The following is a 17,471-nucleotide window of genomic DNA, read 5'->3' as shown; positions in this document are numbered from 1 at the left end:
TGACACCTGCCAACGGGGAACAGGGCAAAATGAAGACTTGTCTCGTCGTCGACGACTCGAAGGTGATCCGGAAGGTCGCCCGGCATATTCTCGAGACGCTCGATTTCGAAGTGCGCGAGGCCGGTGACGGCCGCGAGGCGCTCGATTCCTGCCTGTCGACCCCGCCGGACGTGATCCTGCTCGACTGGAACATGCCCGTGATGAGCGGCATGGACTTCCTGCGCGCGCTGAAGGATTCGGGTCTGCCGAACCGTCCCAAGGTGGTGTTCTGCACCACCGAGAACGGCATGGCCTATATCCGCGCCGCGATCGAAGCCGGCGCCGACGAATATGTGATGAAGCCGTTCGATCGCGAGACCCTGGAAAGCAAGCTGCAGATCGTCGGCGTCGCCTGAACGGGCCACGCCCAGGAGAATAGCCGGGTGTCCAACCCCCATCCTATAGCGGACGCGGCCTTTGGCGGCGTGGCCGCCGGCCCGGCGCAGGTGCTGATCGTCGACGATTCGGTCGTCGCGCGTTCGGTGCTGGGGCGGATGGTGGAAGGGACGCGGCGCTTCCGCGTCGCCGCCGCGCTGGGCGACGTGCGCGCGGCGCTCGACTATCTCAGGGCGCACAGCGTCGACATCATCCTGCTCGACATCCAGATGCCCGGGATCGACGGCCTGACCGCGCTGCCCGATATGCTCGCGGCGGGCAGGGGCGCCAAGGTGCTGGTCGTTTCCTCGAGCGCCGACGAAGGCGCGGCGGTGACCGTGCAGGCGCTGGCGCTGGGCGCGGCGGATACGCTGGTGAAGCCCGGCATCGGCGCGTTCGGCGGGCGCTTCGCCGAAGTGCTGGAGGAACGGCTGGCCAAGCTGTTCGACGCGCCGCACGATTCCGTGCCGCATGTGACGCGTGCCATCCCGGCGGCGACGGCATCCGACGATTTCGAGCTGGTCGCGATCGGCGCCTCCACCGGCGGCATCCATGCGCTCAGCCAGTTGCTCCGCGCGATCCCGGCGAGCTTCCAGGTGCCGATCCTGGTGACGCAGCATCTGCCGGTGTCGTTCATGAGCTATTTCGCGGCGCAGCTCGCGGTGCTCGGCGGGCGCCCGTGCGAGGTCGCGGTCAATCACATGCGGATCCGGCCGGGCCGGATCGTCGTCGCGCCGGGCGACGCGCATATGCGCGTGGTCAGGATGTCCGACGGCGCATCGATCCGCCTGACCGACGAGAAATCGCTGAGCGGCTGCATGCCCTCGGTCGATCCGATGTTCGAGACCGTGGCCGACGTGTTCGGCAATCGTGCGGTGGGCGTGGTGCTGAGCGGCATGGGGCGCGACGGGTGCGAGGGCGCCAAGCGGCTGGCCGATGCGGGCGCGCGCGTGCTGGTGCAGAACCGCGAGACTTCGGTGGTGTGGGGCATGCCCGGCGCCATCGCGAATGCGGGCCGGGCCAGCGCGGTGCTGCCGCCCGACGAGATCGGCCGGCTGATCGCGCGCGAAGGGGCGGGGGAATGATCCACCTCTCCGCACAGACGGCGCCCGGCACGCCGAGCACGATGATGATGATTACCGCGCTGCTGGAACAGCGCACCGGGCAGCAGATCGCGGCCAATCGCTCCTGGCGGATCGAGACGGCGCTGAAGCCCGTGCTGCGCGAGCGCGGCCTGACCACGCTGGACGAACTGGTGGCGCAACTGATCGCCGCGCGGACGGGGGAGCTCGCGGACAAGGTGGTCGATGCGCTGCTCAACCAGGAGACCAGCTTCTTCCGCGACGCCGCGGTGCTCGATACGATCGCCGACGCGGCGCGCGCGATGCATGCCGAGGGACATGGGCGGCGCCTGCGGGTCTGGTGCGCCGGATGCTCGACCGGGCAGGAGCCCTTTTCGCTCGCGATGCTCTTTTCCGAGCAGATCGAGGCATTGGGCGGCCAATTGCCTGAGATCGTCGCGACCGACGTTTCGCCGGCGGCGCTGACGCGCGCGCGCAGCGGCCGCTTCTCGCAGTTCGAGATCCAGCGCGGGTTGCCGGTGCGGCGCATGGTCAACTGGTTCGACACCGTGGGCGGCGACTGGGTGGCGAAGCCGGAGCTGGTGCGCAAGGTGCAGTTCCGCCAGCACAACCTGACCGGCGATCCGGCGCCTTCGGGCCGGTTCGACATCATCCTGTGCCGCAACGTGATGCTCTATTTCTCGGTGGCGCTGCGGCGCCAGGTGTTCGACCGGCTTGCCACGGCGATCCGGCCGGGCGGCATGCTGGTGCTGGGCGCGGGCGAGACGGTGATCGGGCAGACCGAGCATTTCGTGCCGAGCGACGAATATCGCGGCTTCTACAAGGCGGTGGAGAGCTGCCCGTCCGCGTCGCGCGCCGCGGCGGGCTGAACCGCTTGCGGGCGGCACCCGGCGCGCCCTAACTAGCGGCGATGTCCGACGGTCTTGCCATCATGTCCGCGCCCTCGCCGAATTTCGACGCGCGCGCGCTGCCGATCACGATGATCGTGCTCCATTATACGGGCATGGAAAGCGCCGGGGCCGCAGTCGCGCGGCTGCGCGATCCGGAGGCCAAGGTCTCCGCCCATTATGTGGTGGACGAGGACGGCAGCATCCTGCGGCTAGTGGACGAGGACAAGCGCGCCTGGCATGCGGGCCGCTCGCACTGGCGCGGGATCAAGGACGTCAACAGCGCCTCGATCGGGATCGAGATCGTCAATCCGGGGCATGAATTCGGCTATCGCCCCTTTCCGGCCGCGCAGATGGGCGCGCTGATCCCGCTCGTCGCCGACATCAAGGCGCGGCACGGCATCACCCGCGGCAATGTGGTCGGCCATTCGGACGTGGCGCCGGCGCGCAAGCAGGATCCGGGCGAGCTGTTCAACTGGCATGCCCTGGCGCGGCTCAGGCTCGCGCTGCCGCGGCCGACGCGCAACCTGGTCGATCCCGGCTGGCCCGATGCGGGCTTCATGCTGGCGCTGGAGCGCTTCGGCTATGACGTCGAGGATCGCGAGGCGGCGGTGATCGCGTTCCAGCGCCGCTTCCGGCCCGAACTGATCGACGGCGAGATCGACGGCGAGTGCCGCTGCATCCTGCTCGCGCTGCTGCTGCCCAAGCCGCAGGGCGACGACTGATCGAAGCCAAGACGGTTTCCGCGCCGTTCAATATATTCCTTCACCCTTTCGCAGGTAAAGGAGGAGTATAGGAGGGACGGAGGTGTTTGCCGTGAGCGCCAATGGAATCCGACCCTCGATGATGCCGATCGGCCCGGTGCGCGTGCGCCTGGTCGGCACGGTGCGGGGCGACGCCAATGGGCAGGAGACCGCATCGGTCAATGCGCCGAACGCCGCGGAAGCCGTCGCCGCGCTCAATCGCGTCGCGCAGGTCAGCGGCGCGGACGGGGTGATGGGCGTCGCATCCGACTATCGCCGCGCCGCGATCGCCGCCGGGCCGCTGCAATCGCTGTGGCGGGTCGAGGTCCAGGCCTGGGGTACGGCGGTCGCCGCCGTCGATGAAACCGAAAAAGCCGAGGACAAGGACGCGCCCGAGGGCGATTGACCGCTTGCGCTCGGGCGGGGGTGCGCTAGAGCGGCGCGTGCCAGAGGGTTGGGCGGCCGCGGGTGCGCAAGCACGCGAGGAAAGTCCGGGCTCCACGGAAACGACGGTGCCGGGTAATGCCCGGCGGGGGCGACCCCAGGGAAAGTGCCACAGAGAGCAGACCGCCCACTGGCCCCAAGTTTTCGGACGGCGGGCTAAGGGCAAGGGTGAAAGGGTGCGGCAAGAGCGCACCGCGCGACCGGTAACGGAAGCGGCATGGCAAACCCCACCGGGAGCAAGACCGAATAGGGACGGCATATGAGGTGTTCCGCCTCGTCGTCCGGGTTGGTTGCTTGAGCGGCGGAGCGATCCGCCGCCTAGAGGAATGGCCGCACAGCCTCGCCCAGGGATTCTTGGGAGGGGTGGACAGAACCCGGCTTATAGACCCTCTGGCATATTTCCGTCATCGCGCTGGCGTATAGGGCCGCGTCCTCCTATCTGCGGGACAAGATGGCACGTCAGACACGATCTCAGGACTGGGGCTTCCCGCGCTGGCGCAGCTATGGCGCCGAGCGCGAGGCCGTGAAGGTGCGGCTGTGCGACCGGCACGGCTGCGAGGAACCGGGGGACCGGCCCGCACCCAAATCGCCCAACAGCCCCGAGCGCTGGTATTTCTGCGAGACGCATGCGGGCGAGTACAATCGCAACTGGAATTATTTCGAGGGGCTGACCGCCGAGGAAGCCGCCAAGCGCGAAGCCGAGGAGCGGCGCGACGCATCGGGCTATACCGAGGCGAAGTATAATGGCTGGGCGGGGCCGGGCGACGGCAGCCGCTCGCGCGACGAGATGCGCGCGCTGGAAGTGCTCGATCTCGAGGTCGACGCCGATTTCGAAGCGGTGCGGATGGCGTGGCGGCGGATGGCGAAATCCAATCATCCGGACGTGAAGCCCGGCGATGCCGACGCCGCGAAGCGCTTCCAGGCGATCCAGGCGGCCTATGAGGTGCTCAAGGCAGCGGAGGAGCGCCGGACCTGGAAGCCCGATTGAAGCACCATGTCCGTTCCAACTGGGACAATGCGATCCTGGTGTGCGCGAAGTGCTCGAAGAAGCTCGACGGCGGCTTCGGGCCGAAGGGCAGGACGCCGCTGGCCAAGGCGCTGCGCAAATATCTGGGGCTGAAGAAGGGGCGCAAGGCCGGGGCGGGGATCGTCGAGGTGAAGTGCCTGGGCGTGTGCCCGCGCGGCGCGGTGACGGTGGTCAACGGAGCCGCCTCGCGCGACTGGCTGCTGGTGCCCGCACGCGCCGACATGGCCGAATTGGCGGATGAGCTCGGCCTGGGCGCTTGACTTGGCGGCATGCGGCGGGGACAGCTAATACAGGATTACGGGGGAATATCGATGCTGCTCAAAGCCGGAATGGGCCTCGCCGCCCTGATCGCCGCCGCCGTTCCGGTCGCGGCTTCGGGGGCCGACGACATCATCGGCCAGCTCTTCGACAAGGCCAGCGAGATCTATTCGAACAAGGGCTATACCGCCACCGGCTGGGAGCGCCGCGGCTCGCTGGAGCAGGGCAAGGAGCAGGTCTTCCAGCTCGCGCTGAACGGCGCCAGCGAATATCAGATCATCGGCGTCTGCGACGGCGATTGCGAGAATCTCGACATCCATCTGTACGATGCCAGCGGCAAGCTGGTCGACAAGGACGACCAGACCGACGATTTCCCGATCGTCGGGGTGGATGCGTCGGGCAACTATGTCGCGCGCGTGACGATGGAGAAGTGCGGCGGCACCTGCGCGTTCGGGGTCAAGACCTTCCAGAAATAGGGGCTGTTTTATCCGTCGGATAGTTCTCCCTCTCCCGCTTGCGGGAGAGGGCCGGGGTGAGGGTGAGTCGGATGAAGGTGCGATTCGATCGTGCATTGCACTTAACCCTCACCCAACCCTCTCCCGCAAGCGGGAGAGGGCTATCTTTCAGGCGTAGCGCGCGGCGGTGTCGCGGATGAGGGCGATCATGTTGGGGATGCCCTGGGTCCGGTTCGAGCTGAGCTGGTTGCGCAGGTCGAACGGCGCCAGCGCGGCGTCGATGTCGGTGGCGAGGATCTCGGCGGGGGCGCGATCCTGGACCGTCAGCAGGACGAGGGCGATGATGCCCTTGGTGATCGCGGCGTTGGAATCGGCCAGGAAATGGAGCCGGCCATCGTCGCGGCGGGTGGGATAGACCCACACCGCCGCCGAACAGCCCCGCACCAAGGTCGCGTCGGTCTTGAGCGGATCGGGCATCGGCTCCAGGCCGCGGCCGAGATCGATCAGCAGGCGATAGCGATCATCGGCTTCGAGGAATTCATATTCGTCCTGGAGTTCGGCGAGGCTCGGCATGGATGCGGGCTATAGCGCCGGCCCGAGACAATTCCACCGCCCTTCGATCCTTCGATCGTCATCCCGGCGAAGGCCGGGATCCAGGAGTCACGAGCGATGCCCTGTTTGGCTCCGGATCCCGGTCTTCGCCGGGATGACGGTTTTGGCTGGGGCGAGGATCAGAGATCCACGCCTGCCGCGATCGCTTCGAGCTTGCGGATGCGTTCCTTGAGGTCGGCGATCTCGATGCGCGAAGCGGCGGAGGGGATGCCGGCCGGCTCCTGGTCGCCGGCGGTGCGGGCGGCCTGGCGGGTGGTGATCTCCTGGTGCTTGAGCGCCAGCCAGCCGCGCCAGCCCGAAAGGCTCGCCGCCGTCACCATGCCCAGGCCGGCAAGGCCCGAGGCGGCAAGGGTGAGATAGAGATTGGGATCGTTGGTCATTGCCATGTTTCCCTAGTCAGGGGCGCATCAGGCGCGGTTGTTGTCGCGCAGCTTTTCGATCTCGGCATCGAGACGCAGGCTGCTGTTGTTGTCGGTAATCACGCGCTCCAGCACCTGGACCCGCTCTTTCAGCGAGCGGAGCTCTTCGCGGAGCCGGGCATTCTCGGCGGCTTCCGCGGGGTCGGCGCGGAGATATTCGTTGCCGTGCTTGTCCTTGTGGACACCGTAGCGGGCCGTGAGCACGCGCCCGATCGTCACTACCACGATGATCGCGACGACCATTTCGAACGGGTTCATCTGGCCTTCCTCCCTCTTGTGCGAGCGCGGCGGCGCTCAGTTCGATTGCTGGGCTGCGAGCCGGGCCGTGCGCTCTGCGCGGCGGCGGGGGCGATCGCGGCTTTCCGCGAGGGCAATAGACCCCCCGCACAGTGCCGTCAGCACTGCGAACAAAACGATCATGGGACTATCCTTTTAGTTGAGCGGCGCGTCGCGCAGCTTTTCGATTTCATCCGCGACGTCGATGCCGCGGTCGGTCACGATTCGTTCGAGCACCCGGACCCGCTGTTCGAGCCGTTCGGTCTGGGCGGCATATTGGGCGGCCTTTTCGGCGACCATCTGGGCTTCGAGCTCCATCTTGCGCTGCTGGAGCGCGAGCCAGGGCTTGATGAACACGCCGCCGATGATGGCGAGCAGTCCGCAGGAGATGCCGAGGATGGGGATGAGCAGGGGGTTAATCATGTCGAACTCCTTTCTCAGCGCAGCGCGTCGATTTCGCGGGCGGTGCGCTCGGCGGGATCGGTGGCGATCCGTTCCAGGACCGAGATCCGTTCCTCCAGGCGCGAGATCTGGCCGGTGAGGCGCTCGTTCTCCGAGGAGAGAAGCTCGATCCTGCGCTCGGCATCGGGGTCGCCCTTGGCGGTCGTGCCCTTCCACTCATTCTCGACCGGGTAGCCGTGCCGGGCACGGATCCAGTTGTTGGCCAGCCAGCCCATGGTCGAAATCCCGACCAGGAGCACCACGAAGATCATTCCATCCTGCATGGGTTTCCTCCCTGTTGACCGCCTGCGCCTCAGCGCAGGCTGTCGATCTCGTCGGCGAGGCGCGTGTTGCGGCTCGTATAGTACATCTCGATGTCGGCGAGCCGGCGATCGATGTCGCGGAAGGTCGAGCGGACCGCATGTGCCGAGCGCTTGGGGTTCGATCGCACGCCTTGCCAGAACTTGGCGTCTTCCGGCGTATCGTAGAGCCCGGTCGGCTTGGGATTCGCGATCCAGGCGATCACGAAATAGGCGATCAGCGGCCATCCGCTGGTGGCGAAGGTGAGCAGCACTGCGCCCACCCGCACCCAGGTCACGTCGATGCCGGTATAATCGGCGATCCCGGCACACACGCCCGACCATTTGGCATTCTGCTTGTCGAGATAGAATTTGGTGCGGCTGGCGGACATCTTAGTTCCTCCTGCTGAGGTCGTAGGGCGAAGGCTCCGTGGACTGGCTGGGACGGAAGTCGGGATTGTCGGCGGCGATGATCCGCTCGATCGTCGTGAGCCGCTCTTCCAGCCGGCGGGCCGTGTAGTGGAGTTCGTCGAGGAGCTTCTCATCCTCTCCGGTCAGCGATGCGGCCTGCTTCCACTTGGTGATGTAGTGGAAGATCAGCCACGGCAGGCCCAGGAAGAGGATGACGACAGCGAGCGCACCGACGAGGATGCCGAGCACGTCTTCCATCGATCAGGCTCCCTTGCCCAGGCGTGCCTTCAGCGCTTCGAGCTCGGCATCGACCTTCTCCGACGAACGGAGCTCGGCGATTTCCTCCTCCAGCGTCTTGGGCGCGCCGCCCAGGCCGGCCGCTTCGGCGCGGCCTTCGGCGAAATCGACCCGGCGTTCGAGGACGTCGAAGCGCGAGAAGGCGTCCTGCATCTTCGTGCCGTTGGTCATCTCCCGCAGGCGGACGCGGTTGTTCGCGCTCTCCAGCCGGGCGACGATCGAGTTCTGGCGGGTGCGGGCCTCGCGCAGCTTGTTCTGGAGCTTGGCGATGTCCTCCTCCGAAGCCTTCAGCGTCTCGTCGAGCACCGCGATCTCCTGGGCGAGCTGGTCGCACATGTCGCCGGCCTTCTGCTTCTCGACCAGGGCGGCCTTGGCGAGATCCTCGCGGCCCTTCGACAGCGCCAGCTCGGCCTTCTCGGTCCAGCTCTCCTGGAGCTTTTCGAGCTTCACGATGTGGCGGCGCATCTCCTTCTGGTCGGCGATGGTGCGCGCCGCGCTGGCGCGGACCTCGACCAGCGTCTCCTCCATCTCGAGGATGATCATGCGGATCATCTTGGCAGGGTCTTCCGCCTTGTCGAGCAGGTCGGTGACGTTGGCGGCGATGATGTCCCGGGTTCGCGAAAAAATGCCCATTTGATGAACTCCTTCGTACTTTGGTTACCGCCGGAAGGGGTTAGGGGGTACCCCTTCCGGCGGGGCCCTTCTCACCGAGGGAGGTGAGATGGGGAGACCTCGTGGCGCCTCAGGCGATCGCGGGGCCGACCGCGCCGGCCATGAAGATGGCGCTGGCGAGGAAGGTGAAGGCGACTGCGACAAAGGCATTGCGAAGCGTGGCGGCTTGGTAGGTCATGGTCTTTTTCCTTGAACCTTGGCTTGTTTCGTGGCCCGTCATCGGGCTTGCTCACAGCTCTGCAGAAGCCGTGCCAGTTTTTGAAACTCACGGTTTTCCGCCGTTTTCCGGCTTTTCGGCGGTGAGGGCTGCAAAATTTCCTTGCCAACAATTGGGAAAATTCGCCAAGGATTTGGTGTGGAACGCGCAACGCATGTCATCGGCCAGTCGCCGGCCTTTCTCGACGCCCTCGAACGCGCGAGCCGGGCGGCCGCGCTCGATCGGCCGGTGCTCGTCATCGGCGAGCGCGGGACCGGCAAGGAGCTGGTGGCCGAGCGCCTGCACCGGTTGAGCCCGCGCTGGGATCAGGCGCTGGTGGTGATGAACTGCGCGGCTTTGCCCGAGACGCTGATCGAGGCCGAGCTGTTCGGGCACGAGGCGGGTGCCTTCACCGGCGCGACCAAGGCGCGGACGGGGCGGTTCGAGGAGGCCGATGGCGGCACCTTGTTCCTCGACGAGCTCGGCACGCTCTCGATGGGCGCGCAGGAGCGGCTGCTGCGCGCGGTGGAATATGGCGAGGTCACGCGGATCGGCTCGTCGCGGCCGATCCGGGTCGATGTGCGCATCGTCGCGGCGACCAACGAGCATCTGCCCGAGCGGGTGGAGAAGGGGACGTTCCGCGCCGACCTGCTCGACCGGCTGAGCTTCGAGGTGGTGACATTGCCGCCGCTCAGGCACCGGACGGGCGACGTGGAGGTGCTGGCCGAATTCTATGGGCGGCGCATGGCGTCCGAGATCGGCCGGGTCGACTGGCCGGGCTGGGGGCCGAACGCGCTCGATATCCTCCAGAACTATGACTGGCCGGGCAATGTCCGCGAGCTGCGCAACGTGGTGGAGCGCGCGGTCTATCGCTGGGAGCATGACGGGCCGATCGACGCGATCGAGATCGATCCGTTCCAGTCGCCCTATCGGCCGCGGACGGCGCAGGGCGCGGCCACTCCGGCGGCTTCCGCGCCCGCCGCGGTGGAGGCTGCGCCCGCGATGCCGGCGCTTGACGGCCCGGCGGACTTCAAGACGCGGGTGGCGCGGTTCGAGCGCGAATTGCTGTCGCGCGCGCTGGCCGAGCACCGCTTCAACCAGCGCACCACCGCCGAGGCGCTGGGGCTGACCTATGACCAGCTCCGCCATGCGCTCAAGCGGCACGAACTGCTGGGGGCGGGGGGCTGATCGCATTGATCGCCTGGGTTCGCTGGACGTGTTCGGAAAATTCGTTTGCCGCCTGCAATGATTTTTGCGGGACAGGCGCGCCTTTTCGGCGCTAGGGCGGACCTGCAAGCCCGGCCGATCGTTGGGCGGACGAAACCCCGGACGGAGTATCCAAAAATGGCCTTCGAACTTCCCGAACTGCCCTATGCCAAGGATGCGCTGGCGCCGCACATGTCGGCCGAGACGCTCGATTTCCACTATGGCAAGCACCACAAGGCATATGTCGACAACGCCAACAAGCTGGTGGCCGACATCCCCGAACTGGCGGGCGCCAAGCTGACCGACGTCATCAAATATGCCAAGGAAAAGGGCAACAAGGGCCTTTTCAACAACAGCTCGCAGATCTGGAACCACAGCTTCTTCTGGCAGTGCCTCTCGCCGGAGAAGCAGGCGCCGACCGGCAAGCTGGCCGAACTGATCGCCGAGGGTTTCGGCAGCCAGGAAGCGCTGGTCGAGAAGCTGAAGGCGGAGTCCGTCGGCCATTTCGCGAGCGGCTGGGGCTGGCTGGTGCTCGAGGACGGCAAGCTCAAGGTCACGTCGTTCCACGACGGCGATTCGCCGGTGGCGCACGGCGTGACGCCGCTGCTGACGATCGACGTGTGGGAACACGCCTATTACATCGACTATCGCAATGCGCGTCCGGTGTTCGTGGACACGCTGCTCAACAATCTGGTGAACTGGGAATTCGTGGCCCAGAACCTCGACGGCGAAGGCGCGAGCCGGGCCGACCAGGGCTGATCCCGACAATATCCAAGAAAAAGGGGCGGCGGGCCATGCCATGGCCCGCCGCCCCTTTTTTCTGTGCAGTTCCTCGGGTCTTGGCGCGGATCGATCACTCGGCACGGAGGCGTGCCGGTACTCCTCCGTCGTCACCCCGGCCAAAGTGCCGGGGTCTACTTATCCGCGAGAGAGCGGCTAGAGGCTCGAGGCGCTCTCCCAGCCGCACAGTAGACCCCGGCACTTCGGCCGGGGTGACGACCCAGTTGTGGTCAGCGCCCCATAATTCTGAATGTCGCTCAGCTTAGCCTTCTGGCGGCAGCGGGGCGTCTTCGGGCTTTTCGAGCTGGAGGCCGTGCTTGAGCAGCATCGGGATGTTGAGCATCGCGAAGACGAGCGTCAGCGGGATCATGCCCCAGGCCTTGAACAGCACCCAGCGATCCCAGTCGAGCAGGTGGCGCATGACTTCGTTGAGCAGCGCGGCGGCGGCGAAGAATCCGGTCCAGTTGATCGTCAGCAGGCGCCAGCCCTTGGCCGAAAGGCCGGGATAGGCGGATTCGAGCAGCATCTGGAGCAGCGGCTTGTTGGCGATCAGGCCATAGCCCAGGATTACCGCGAACATGACGTAGACGATCGTCGGCTTGACCTGGATGAAGGTCTGGTCGTGATAATAGAGCGTCAGCCCGCCGAACACGAGCACCAGCAGGCCGGTGATCCACAGCATCGGCGAGATGTGCCGCGCACGCCACCACGACAGCGCCATCGCCACCACCATCGCCACCATGAAGGCGACCGTGGCGGTGAGGATGCGGGCGATCTGCGGGCCGGACGCAAGACTGTTGACCGCGAAGAACACGATCAGCGGACCGAAATCGATCGCCATGCGGAGGCCCGGCGATACGGCGGGCTTGGAATTGTCAGCCATTGGCAGCTCCTTCCACGCCGGCGATGATCCGCGCAACCTCCTGCGCATCGAACGGGCGGAGATCGTCGACCTTCTCGCCGACGCCGATCGCGTGGATGGGCAGGCCGTATTTTTCGGCCGCCGCCACCAGCACGCCGCCGCGTGCGGTGCCGTCGAGCTTGGTCATGACGAGGCCGGTGACGCCGGCGACTTCCTTGAACACCTCGATCTGGCTGAGCGCGTTCTGGCCGGTGGTCGCGTCGAGCACGAGCACCACGTCGTGCGGGCTCGCAGGATTGAGGCGGCCGAGGACGCGGCGGATCTTGGCGAGCTCGTCCATCAGCTCGCGCTTGTTCTGGAGGCGTCCGGCAGTGTCGACGATCAGCACGTCGATGCCCTTCTCGGTGGCCTGCTTGACCGCTTCGAACACGATGCCGGCAGCGTCGCCGCCCTCGGCGCCCGAGACGATCGGCACGCCGATCCGCTCAGCCCAGGTGCGGAGCTGCCCGATCGCGGCGGCGCGGAACGTGTCGCCGGCCGCCAGCATCACGCTATAGTCTTGGTCGAGGAGCTGGTTGGCGAGCTTGGCGATGGTGGTGGTCTTGCCCGATCCGTTGACGCCGATCACCAGGATCACCTGGGGGCGGGGGAATGCCTCGATCTCCAGCGGCTTGGCGACGGGCTCGAGCGTCTTGGCGACTTCGTCCGCGACGATCAGGCGGATGCCGAGCTCCTCCAGGTTGCGCTCGAACTGCCCCTCGGCGAGGCGCGCGCGAACGCGGGCGGCGGTGGCGGGGCCGAGATCGGAAGCGATCAGCGCTTCCTCGATTTCGTCGAGCGTCGCTTCGTCGAGCCGCGCGAGGCTGAGGCCGGCGAGATTGCCGAGCAGCCGGTCGGACGTCTTGCGGAAGCCGCCGAGCAGGCGCTCATGCCAGGAGGGGTTGCTGCTCATGCGATCAGCTTTCCATCCCGAACCGCTTCGATTTTCACAGTCACGATCTCTCCGACTTGGGTTGGCGCGAGGCGCACCTCGGCGAAATTGCCGGCATGGCCGCGGTCTCCGGGGCGCTCTACCAGCACTTGTTGGGTGGTGCCTATCAGGCTTTGCAGCCAGCGTCCGCGCTGTTCCGCCGCGGTTTCCCTGAGGCGGGCCGCGCGGGCCTTCACGACCTCGGGCTCGATCTGGGGCATGCGCGTGGCGGGGGTGCCGGCGCGCGGGCTATAGGGGAAGATATGTGCGTGGACGATGCCGCAATCGGCGATCAGCGCGCGGCTGTTCTCGAACATCGCCTCGGTCTCCGTCGGGAAGCCGGCGATCAGGTCGGCGCCGATCGCGATGTCCGGCCGGGCGGCGTGGAGGCGCCGGGCGAGCGCGACCGATTGCGCGCGGCTGTGGCGGCGCTTCATCCGCTTGAGGACCATGTCGTCGCCCGCCTGGAGCGAGAGATGGACGTGCGGCATGATCCGCTCTTCCTGGGTGAGCAGCGCGAAGAGGCGGTCGTCCACCTCGATGCCGTCGAGCGAGGAGAGGCGCAGGCGCTGGAGGCGCGGGACATGGGTCAGGATGCGTTCGACGAGCCGGCCTAGCGACGGCGCGCCCGGGAGATCGGGGCCGTAGCTGGTAAGGTCCACGCCGGTCAGGACGATCTCGGCATGATGCTCGGCGAGCGCGGCGATGCGGTCGATCACCGCGCCGGCGGGCACCGAGCGGCTGTTGCCGCGCCCGAACGGGATCGCGCAGAAGGTGCAGCGATGGTCGCAGCCGTTCTGGACCTCGACGAAGGCGCGGGCATGGGTGGAGAAGCTGGCGGCAAGATGCGGCGCGGTCTCGCGCACGGCCATGATGTCCTGCACCTGTACCTCGGCGGACGAGGCCCAGGCGGCGGGAAGCAGCTTTTCGGCATTGCCGATCACGCGATCGACCTCGGGCATCGCGGCGAAGGCTTGCGCGTCGATCTGCGCGGCGCAACCGGTGACGACCAGCTCGGCATCGGGCCGGTCGCGGCGGGCGCGGCGGATTGCCTGGCGGGTCTGCTTGACCGCCTCGTTGGTGACCGCGCAACTGTTCACCACGATCGTGTCGCGGCCCGCCAGCAGGGCACGGATCGACTCCCCCTCGGCGAGGTTCAGGCGGCAGCCCAGGTTGACGACATGCGGCGCAGGGATCGGCATCTGGCGAGCGATCTAGGGTTGCCGGCGCCGGAAGTCCACGCGCGCCGAGGGAACCTCCCAGCCGTCATCCCGGCAAAGGCCGGGATACAGAGCCACAAGCGACGCGGCAGGGAAACTCTGGATCCCGGCCTTCGCCGGGATGACGATTATAGGGGAAAAGGGCCGCTCAGCCGGCGCGGCGCTGGCCGGCGGTGACTTCGGCGGGTTCCGGAGGCGCGGGGACATGCTGGAGCAGGCGGCGCTCGGCGAGCAGGCGGCGCACGCTGGCGACCGAGAGCGGGCGGCCATAATGCCAGCCCTGCGCCTTGGCGCAGCCGAGCACGCGCAGCCGCTCCTCGATCCCCGCATCCTCGACGCCCTCGGCGGTGATCGGCAGGTTCAGGCTCTCGCCCAGGCTGATGATCGCATTGACGATCGCGGCCGAATCGGCGCTTTCGTTCAGCGACATCACGAAGCTCTTGTCGATCTTGATGCGATCGAAGGGCAGCGCGCGCAGATGCGCCAGCGACGAATAGCCGGTGCCGAAATCGTCGAGCGCGAGATGGATGCCCTGGTTCTTGAGGCTGCCGACGATCGACTGGGCGAGCGCCAGATTGTCGAACAGCGCGCTTTCGGTGATCTCTACCTCCAGCCGGTTCGCGGGGAAGCCGGTCTCGGTGAGCACCTTGATGATCTTCTGCGCCAGCCAGGCGTCGCGGAGCTGCCAGGGCGAGACGTTGATCGACAGGCTGAGCGAGGAATCCCAGTCGCGCGCGGCAATGAACGCCTGGCGCATGATCGAGAGCGAGAGATCGGCGATCATGCCGGTCTCCTCCGCGATCGGGATGAACAGGTCGGGGCTTATCAGGCCGCGGGTGGGGTGCTCCCAGCGCGCGAGCACTTCGAAGCCGTGGAGGCGCCCGGTCGACAAGTCGACCTGCTGCTCGAAATAGGGGACGATCTCCTGGCGCGGAATGGCGAGGCGGAGGCCGCTTTCCAGCTCGTTGCGGGTCTGGAGCTCGCGCTCCATCGACTGGTCGAACCAGGCATAGCGGTTCCGGCCCGCCTTCTTCGCCTGGTACATGGCGATGTCGGCCGAGCGCATCAGCGCGTCGATGCTGGCGCAGTCGAAGTCCGAACGGGCGATGCCGAGCGAGCAGGAGATGTGGAGGCGAAGCCCCTCGGCCTCGAACGGCTGGGCCATGCGGCTGACGAGCCGCTCTGCGATGCGCTCCACCGTGCCGGGCTCGGCCGGATCGAACAGGAAGCCGCAGGAGAATTCGTCGCCGCCCAGCCGCGCGGTGAGCGCGATCGGGGGCATGGCATGGGCGATCTCGGTCGCGACTCCGCGCAGCAGCGCATCGCCCACGGCATGGCCATGCATGTCGTTGATCGTCTTGAAATGATCGAGATCGAGCATGACGAGCGCCATCGCCTTGCGGCGGCGATGGGCGCGGGTGAACATCGCGGCGCCTTCCTCGGCCAGGCTGCGGCGATTGAGGAAGCCGGTGAGGGGATCGCGGCTGGCGAGATGCTGGGCGCGCTCCTCCGCCGCCGCGCGGATCTCGACCTCCATCGACAGCGCATGGTGGCGGCGCCAGCCGAACAGGATCAGCGCGACGTTCAGGAGCAGGGCGATGACGAGCGTCTGGTCGGCCGGTTCGGTGCCCGACATATAGTGCTGCAAGGTCTTGGACAGGACCGAGCTGCCCGTTCCGACGAAAAGCAGGATCGCGGCGACGCTGATCGCACCCGTGACAATGCTCGGGTGCGATTCTCTATTGTTGTGAATGTCTTCTTCGTGGACCAGCGACATTGCCGGGATAGGCTCCCCATGCGGATGGGCGTTTCTCACATGCGGAGAGTATAGATCAGGTTAAATGCGTAATGGTTGCATCGCGGGGCCAGTCCCGCTATGGGCGCCACTTGCCGTTCCCGTGGAACGCGAGACATTGCCACCCCGAGGGGTGACGCCGGCCGACGAGGTTTCGTCCGCCGGCGTGTTTTGCGTTTGGCGGATCGGCGATGAATTTTGGAGTGAACCGGACCCATGTTCGATAGTCTGAGCGAACGGCTTGGCGGCGTCTTCGAGCGCCTGCGCGGGCGCGGTGCGCTCAATGAAGCCGATGTCCGCACCGCGATGCGCGAAGTGCGGATCGCCCTGCTGGAGGCCGATGTCGCGCTTCCGGTGGCGCGCGACTTCGTCGACAAGATTACCGAGCAGGCGGTCGGTCAGCAGGTGCTGCGCTCGATCACGCCGGGCCAGCAGGTCGTCAAGATCGTCCATGACGCGCTGGTCGACATGCTCGGTTCGGACACGTCCGAGCTCGAGATCGCGGTCACGCCGCCGGCTGTCATCATGCTGGTCGGCCTCCAGGGCTCGGGCAAGACGACTACCACCGCCAAGCTGGCGAAGCTGCTGAGCAAGACGCAGGGCAAGAAGGTGCTGATGGCGTCGCTCGACGTCAATCGCCCGGCCGCGCAGGAGCAGCTCGCGGTGCTCGGCACCCAGACCGAGGTGGCGACGCTGCCGATCGTCCAGGGCCAGCAGCCGGTGGATATTGCCCGGCGCGCGCTCCAGGCGGCGAAGCTCCAGGGCTATGACGTGCTGATGCTCGACACGGCGGGCCGCCTGCACGTCGACCAGCAGCTCATGGACGAGATGAAGGCGGTGGCGGACATCGCCACGCCGGCCGAGATCCTGCTCGTCGTCGATTCGCTCACCGGCCAGGACGCGGTGAACGTCGCCTCCAGCTTCTCGGCTCAGGTGCCGCTGACTGGCGTGATCCTGACCCGCATGGACGGCGATGCCCGCGGCGGCGCGGCGCTTTCGATGCGGGCCGTCACCGGCAAGCCGATCAAGTTTGCCGGCATGGGCGAGAAGCTCGATGCGATCGAGCCGTTCCATCCCAAGCGCGTCGCCGGCCGCATCCTGGGCATGGGCGACGTCGTCTCGCTGGTCGAGCGCGCGGCCGAGTCGATCCAGCAGGAAGACGCGGAGCGCATGGCGACCCGGCTCGCCAAGGGCCAGTTCGACATGAACGACCTGCGCAGCCAGCTTCAGCAGATGCGCCGCATGGGCGGGCTGGGTGCGCTGGCGGGCATGATCCCGGGCATGAAGAAGGCCCAGGCCGCGATGGCCGGCGGCGGCATGGACGAGAAGATCCTGCTGCGCATGGACGCGATGATAACGTCGATGACTCCCAAGGAGCGCGCCAAGCCCGAATTGCTCAACGCCAAGCGCAAGATCCGCGTCGCCAAGGGCTCGGGGACGACCGTGCAGGACGTCAACAAGCTGCTCAAGATGCACCAGGAAATGCAGACCGCGATGAAGCGGCTGAAGAAGATGGGCGGCCTGAAGGGCATGCTGGGCATGCTCGGCAAGGGCGGCCCCGGCGGCGGCATGGGCGGCATCGGCAATGCCCTGGGCGGCCCGGAGATGGGCGAGATGATGGGCAAGATGGGCGGCGGCCTGCCCGGCATGCCGGGCGGCGCGAACCTGCCGCCGGGCTTCGAGAATTTGTTGAAGAAGAAATAAG

Annotated in this window: 23 protein-coding genes and 1 other RNA gene; 12 read left to right on the top strand and 12 right to left on the bottom strand. The window is 66.9% G+C overall.

Features of this window, described 5'->3' with window-relative positions; translation table 11 throughout:
* The first annotated feature begins 29 nt into the window (after positions 1–29).
* From HB724_RS05555 to HB724_RS05515, 9 genes are all read left to right on the top strand, one after another.
* A complete protein-coding gene (locus HB724_RS05555; protein WP_213979918.1) occupies positions 30–395 on the top strand; it encodes a response regulator in 366 nt (121 codons plus the stop codon).
* Positions 396–485: 90 nt separating this feature from the next.
* A complete protein-coding gene (cheB, locus tag HB724_RS05550) occupies positions 486–1,499 on the top strand; it encodes a chemotaxis-specific protein-glutamate methyltransferase CheB (RefSeq protein WP_213980010.1) in 1,014 nt (337 codons plus the stop codon).
* Positions 1,496–2,365 (top strand): protein-glutamate O-methyltransferase CheR, encoded by an 870-nt coding sequence (locus HB724_RS05545; RefSeq protein WP_256731345.1) that lies wholly within the window; start codon positions 1,496–1,498, stop codon positions 2,363–2,365. Before cheB ends, HB724_RS05545 begins: the two co-directional genes overlap by 4 nt.
* A gap of 41 nt (positions 2,366–2,406) precedes the next feature.
* The gene (locus HB724_RS05540; protein ID WP_213979917.1) at positions 2,407–3,108 is read left to right on the top strand and encodes an N-acetylmuramoyl-L-alanine amidase; all 702 of its coding nucleotides are present in this window, start codon (positions 2,407–2,409) and stop codon (positions 3,106–3,108) included.
* A 91-nt stretch (positions 3,109–3,199) separates the two neighbouring features.
* Positions 3,200–3,532, top strand: a complete 333-nt coding sequence (locus HB724_RS05535) for a hypothetical protein (RefSeq protein ID WP_213979916.1) — start codon at positions 3,200–3,202, stop codon at positions 3,530–3,532.
* A 40-nt stretch (positions 3,533–3,572) separates the two neighbouring features.
* Positions 3,573–3,968: RNase P RNA component class A (rnpB, locus tag HB724_RS05530), an RNA gene on the top strand.
* Positions 3,969–4,021: 53 nt separating this feature from the next.
* On the top strand, positions 4,022–4,558 hold the full coding sequence (locus HB724_RS05525; protein ID WP_213979915.1) for a J domain-containing protein: 537 nt from the start codon (positions 4,022–4,024) through the stop codon (positions 4,556–4,558).
* Positions 4,555–4,857, top strand: a complete 303-nt coding sequence (locus tag HB724_RS05520; RefSeq protein ID WP_213979914.1) for a (2Fe-2S) ferredoxin domain-containing protein — start codon at positions 4,555–4,557, stop codon at positions 4,855–4,857. Before HB724_RS05525 ends, HB724_RS05520 begins: the two co-directional genes overlap by 4 nt.
* Before the next feature lie 51 nt (positions 4,858–4,908).
* Positions 4,909–5,331 (top strand): hypothetical protein, encoded by a 423-nt coding sequence (locus HB724_RS05515; protein WP_213979913.1) that lies wholly within the window; start codon positions 4,909–4,911, stop codon positions 5,329–5,331.
* Positions 5,332–5,478: 147 nt separating this feature from the next.
* On the opposite strand, the gene HB724_RS05510 is transcribed toward HB724_RS05515, so the two are convergent.
* From HB724_RS05510 to pspA, 8 genes are all read right to left on the bottom strand, one after another.
* Positions 5,479–5,883, bottom strand: a complete 405-nt coding sequence (locus tag HB724_RS05510) for a SufE family protein (protein WP_213979912.1) — start codon at positions 5,881–5,883, stop codon at positions 5,479–5,481.
* A gap of 158 nt (positions 5,884–6,041) precedes the next feature.
* Positions 6,042–6,302 (bottom strand): hypothetical protein, encoded by a 261-nt coding sequence (locus tag HB724_RS05505; protein WP_213979911.1) that lies wholly within the window; start codon positions 6,300–6,302, stop codon positions 6,042–6,044.
* A 27-nt stretch (positions 6,303–6,329) separates the two neighbouring features.
* Complete coding sequence (locus HB724_RS05500) at positions 6,330–6,599, bottom strand: hypothetical protein (RefSeq protein ID WP_213979910.1); 270 nt, start codon at positions 6,597–6,599, stop codon at positions 6,330–6,332.
* A 174-nt stretch (positions 6,600–6,773) separates the two neighbouring features.
* Positions 6,774–7,040: a hypothetical protein gene (locus HB724_RS05495; RefSeq protein ID WP_213979909.1), complete on the bottom strand. Its 267-nt coding sequence runs from the start codon at positions 7,038–7,040 to the stop codon at positions 6,774–6,776.
* A 14-nt stretch (positions 7,041–7,054) separates the two neighbouring features.
* Complete coding sequence (locus HB724_RS05490) at positions 7,055–7,342, bottom strand: hypothetical protein (protein ID WP_213979908.1); 288 nt, start codon at positions 7,340–7,342, stop codon at positions 7,055–7,057.
* 29 nt (positions 7,343–7,371) lie between these two features.
* Positions 7,372–7,749 (bottom strand): envelope stress response membrane protein PspC, encoded by a 378-nt coding sequence (gene pspC / locus HB724_RS05485; protein WP_213979907.1) that lies wholly within the window; start codon positions 7,747–7,749, stop codon positions 7,372–7,374.
* Between the two features lies 1 nt (position 7,750).
* Positions 7,751–8,026: an envelope stress response membrane protein PspB gene (gene pspB, locus HB724_RS05480; protein WP_213979906.1), complete on the bottom strand. Its 276-nt coding sequence runs from the start codon at positions 8,024–8,026 to the stop codon at positions 7,751–7,753.
* A 3-nt stretch (positions 8,027–8,029) separates the two neighbouring features.
* The gene (gene pspA, locus HB724_RS05475; RefSeq protein WP_213979905.1) at positions 8,030–8,698 is read right to left on the bottom strand and encodes a phage shock protein PspA; all 669 of its coding nucleotides are present in this window, start codon (positions 8,696–8,698) and stop codon (positions 8,030–8,032) included.
* Between the two features lie 394 nt (positions 8,699–9,092).
* Here pspA and pspF point away from each other — a divergent pair, with 394 nt between their 5' ends.
* Together pspF and HB724_RS05465 are read left to right on the top strand one after the other, a co-directional pair.
* Positions 9,093–10,121, top strand: coding sequence for a phage shock protein operon transcriptional activator (pspF, locus tag HB724_RS05470; RefSeq protein WP_213979904.1), 1,029 nt, complete (start codon positions 9,093–9,095; stop codon positions 10,119–10,121).
* A gap of 156 nt (positions 10,122–10,277) precedes the next feature.
* Positions 10,278–10,898, top strand: a complete 621-nt coding sequence (locus HB724_RS05465; protein ID WP_213979903.1) for a superoxide dismutase — start codon at positions 10,278–10,280, stop codon at positions 10,896–10,898.
* 283 nt (positions 10,899–11,181) lie between these two features.
* On the opposite strand, the gene HB724_RS05460 is transcribed toward HB724_RS05465, so the two are convergent.
* The 4 genes from HB724_RS05460 to HB724_RS05445 form a co-directional block, all read right to left on the bottom strand.
* Positions 11,182–11,802, bottom strand: a complete 621-nt coding sequence (locus HB724_RS05460) for a septation protein A (RefSeq protein WP_213979902.1) — start codon at positions 11,800–11,802, stop codon at positions 11,182–11,184.
* Positions 11,795–12,733 carry a signal recognition particle-docking protein FtsY gene (gene ftsY, locus HB724_RS05455; protein ID WP_213979901.1) on the bottom strand — a complete coding sequence of 313 codons (939 nt, stop codon included), beginning with the start codon at positions 12,731–12,733 and terminating at the stop codon, positions 11,795–11,797. Before ftsY ends, HB724_RS05460 begins: the two co-directional genes overlap by 8 nt.
* Positions 12,730–13,953, bottom strand: coding sequence for a tRNA (N(6)-L-threonylcarbamoyladenosine(37)-C(2))-methylthiotransferase MtaB (gene mtaB, locus HB724_RS05450; protein WP_213979900.1), 1,224 nt, complete (start codon positions 13,951–13,953; stop codon positions 12,730–12,732). Before mtaB ends, ftsY begins: the two co-directional genes overlap by 4 nt.
* 166 nt (positions 13,954–14,119) lie before the next feature.
* Positions 14,120–15,748, bottom strand: a complete 1,629-nt coding sequence (locus tag HB724_RS05445) for an EAL domain-containing protein (protein WP_213979899.1) — start codon at positions 15,746–15,748, stop codon at positions 14,120–14,122.
* Positions 15,749–15,982: 234 nt separating this feature from the next.
* Between HB724_RS05445 and ffh the strand changes: the two genes are divergently transcribed.
* On the top strand, positions 15,983–17,470 hold the full coding sequence (gene ffh, locus HB724_RS05440; RefSeq protein WP_213979898.1) for a signal recognition particle protein: 1,488 nt from the start codon (positions 15,983–15,985) through the stop codon (positions 17,468–17,470).
* The last annotated feature ends 1 nt before the right edge of the window (position 17,471 follow it).

The sequence above is a fragment of the Sphingomonas sp. dw_22 genome (assembly GCF_018449795.1).
Classification (GTDB): domain Bacteria; phylum Pseudomonadota; class Alphaproteobacteria; order Sphingomonadales; family Sphingomonadaceae; genus Sphingomonas.
This window is presented reverse-complemented; position numbering and strand designations above follow the sequence as displayed.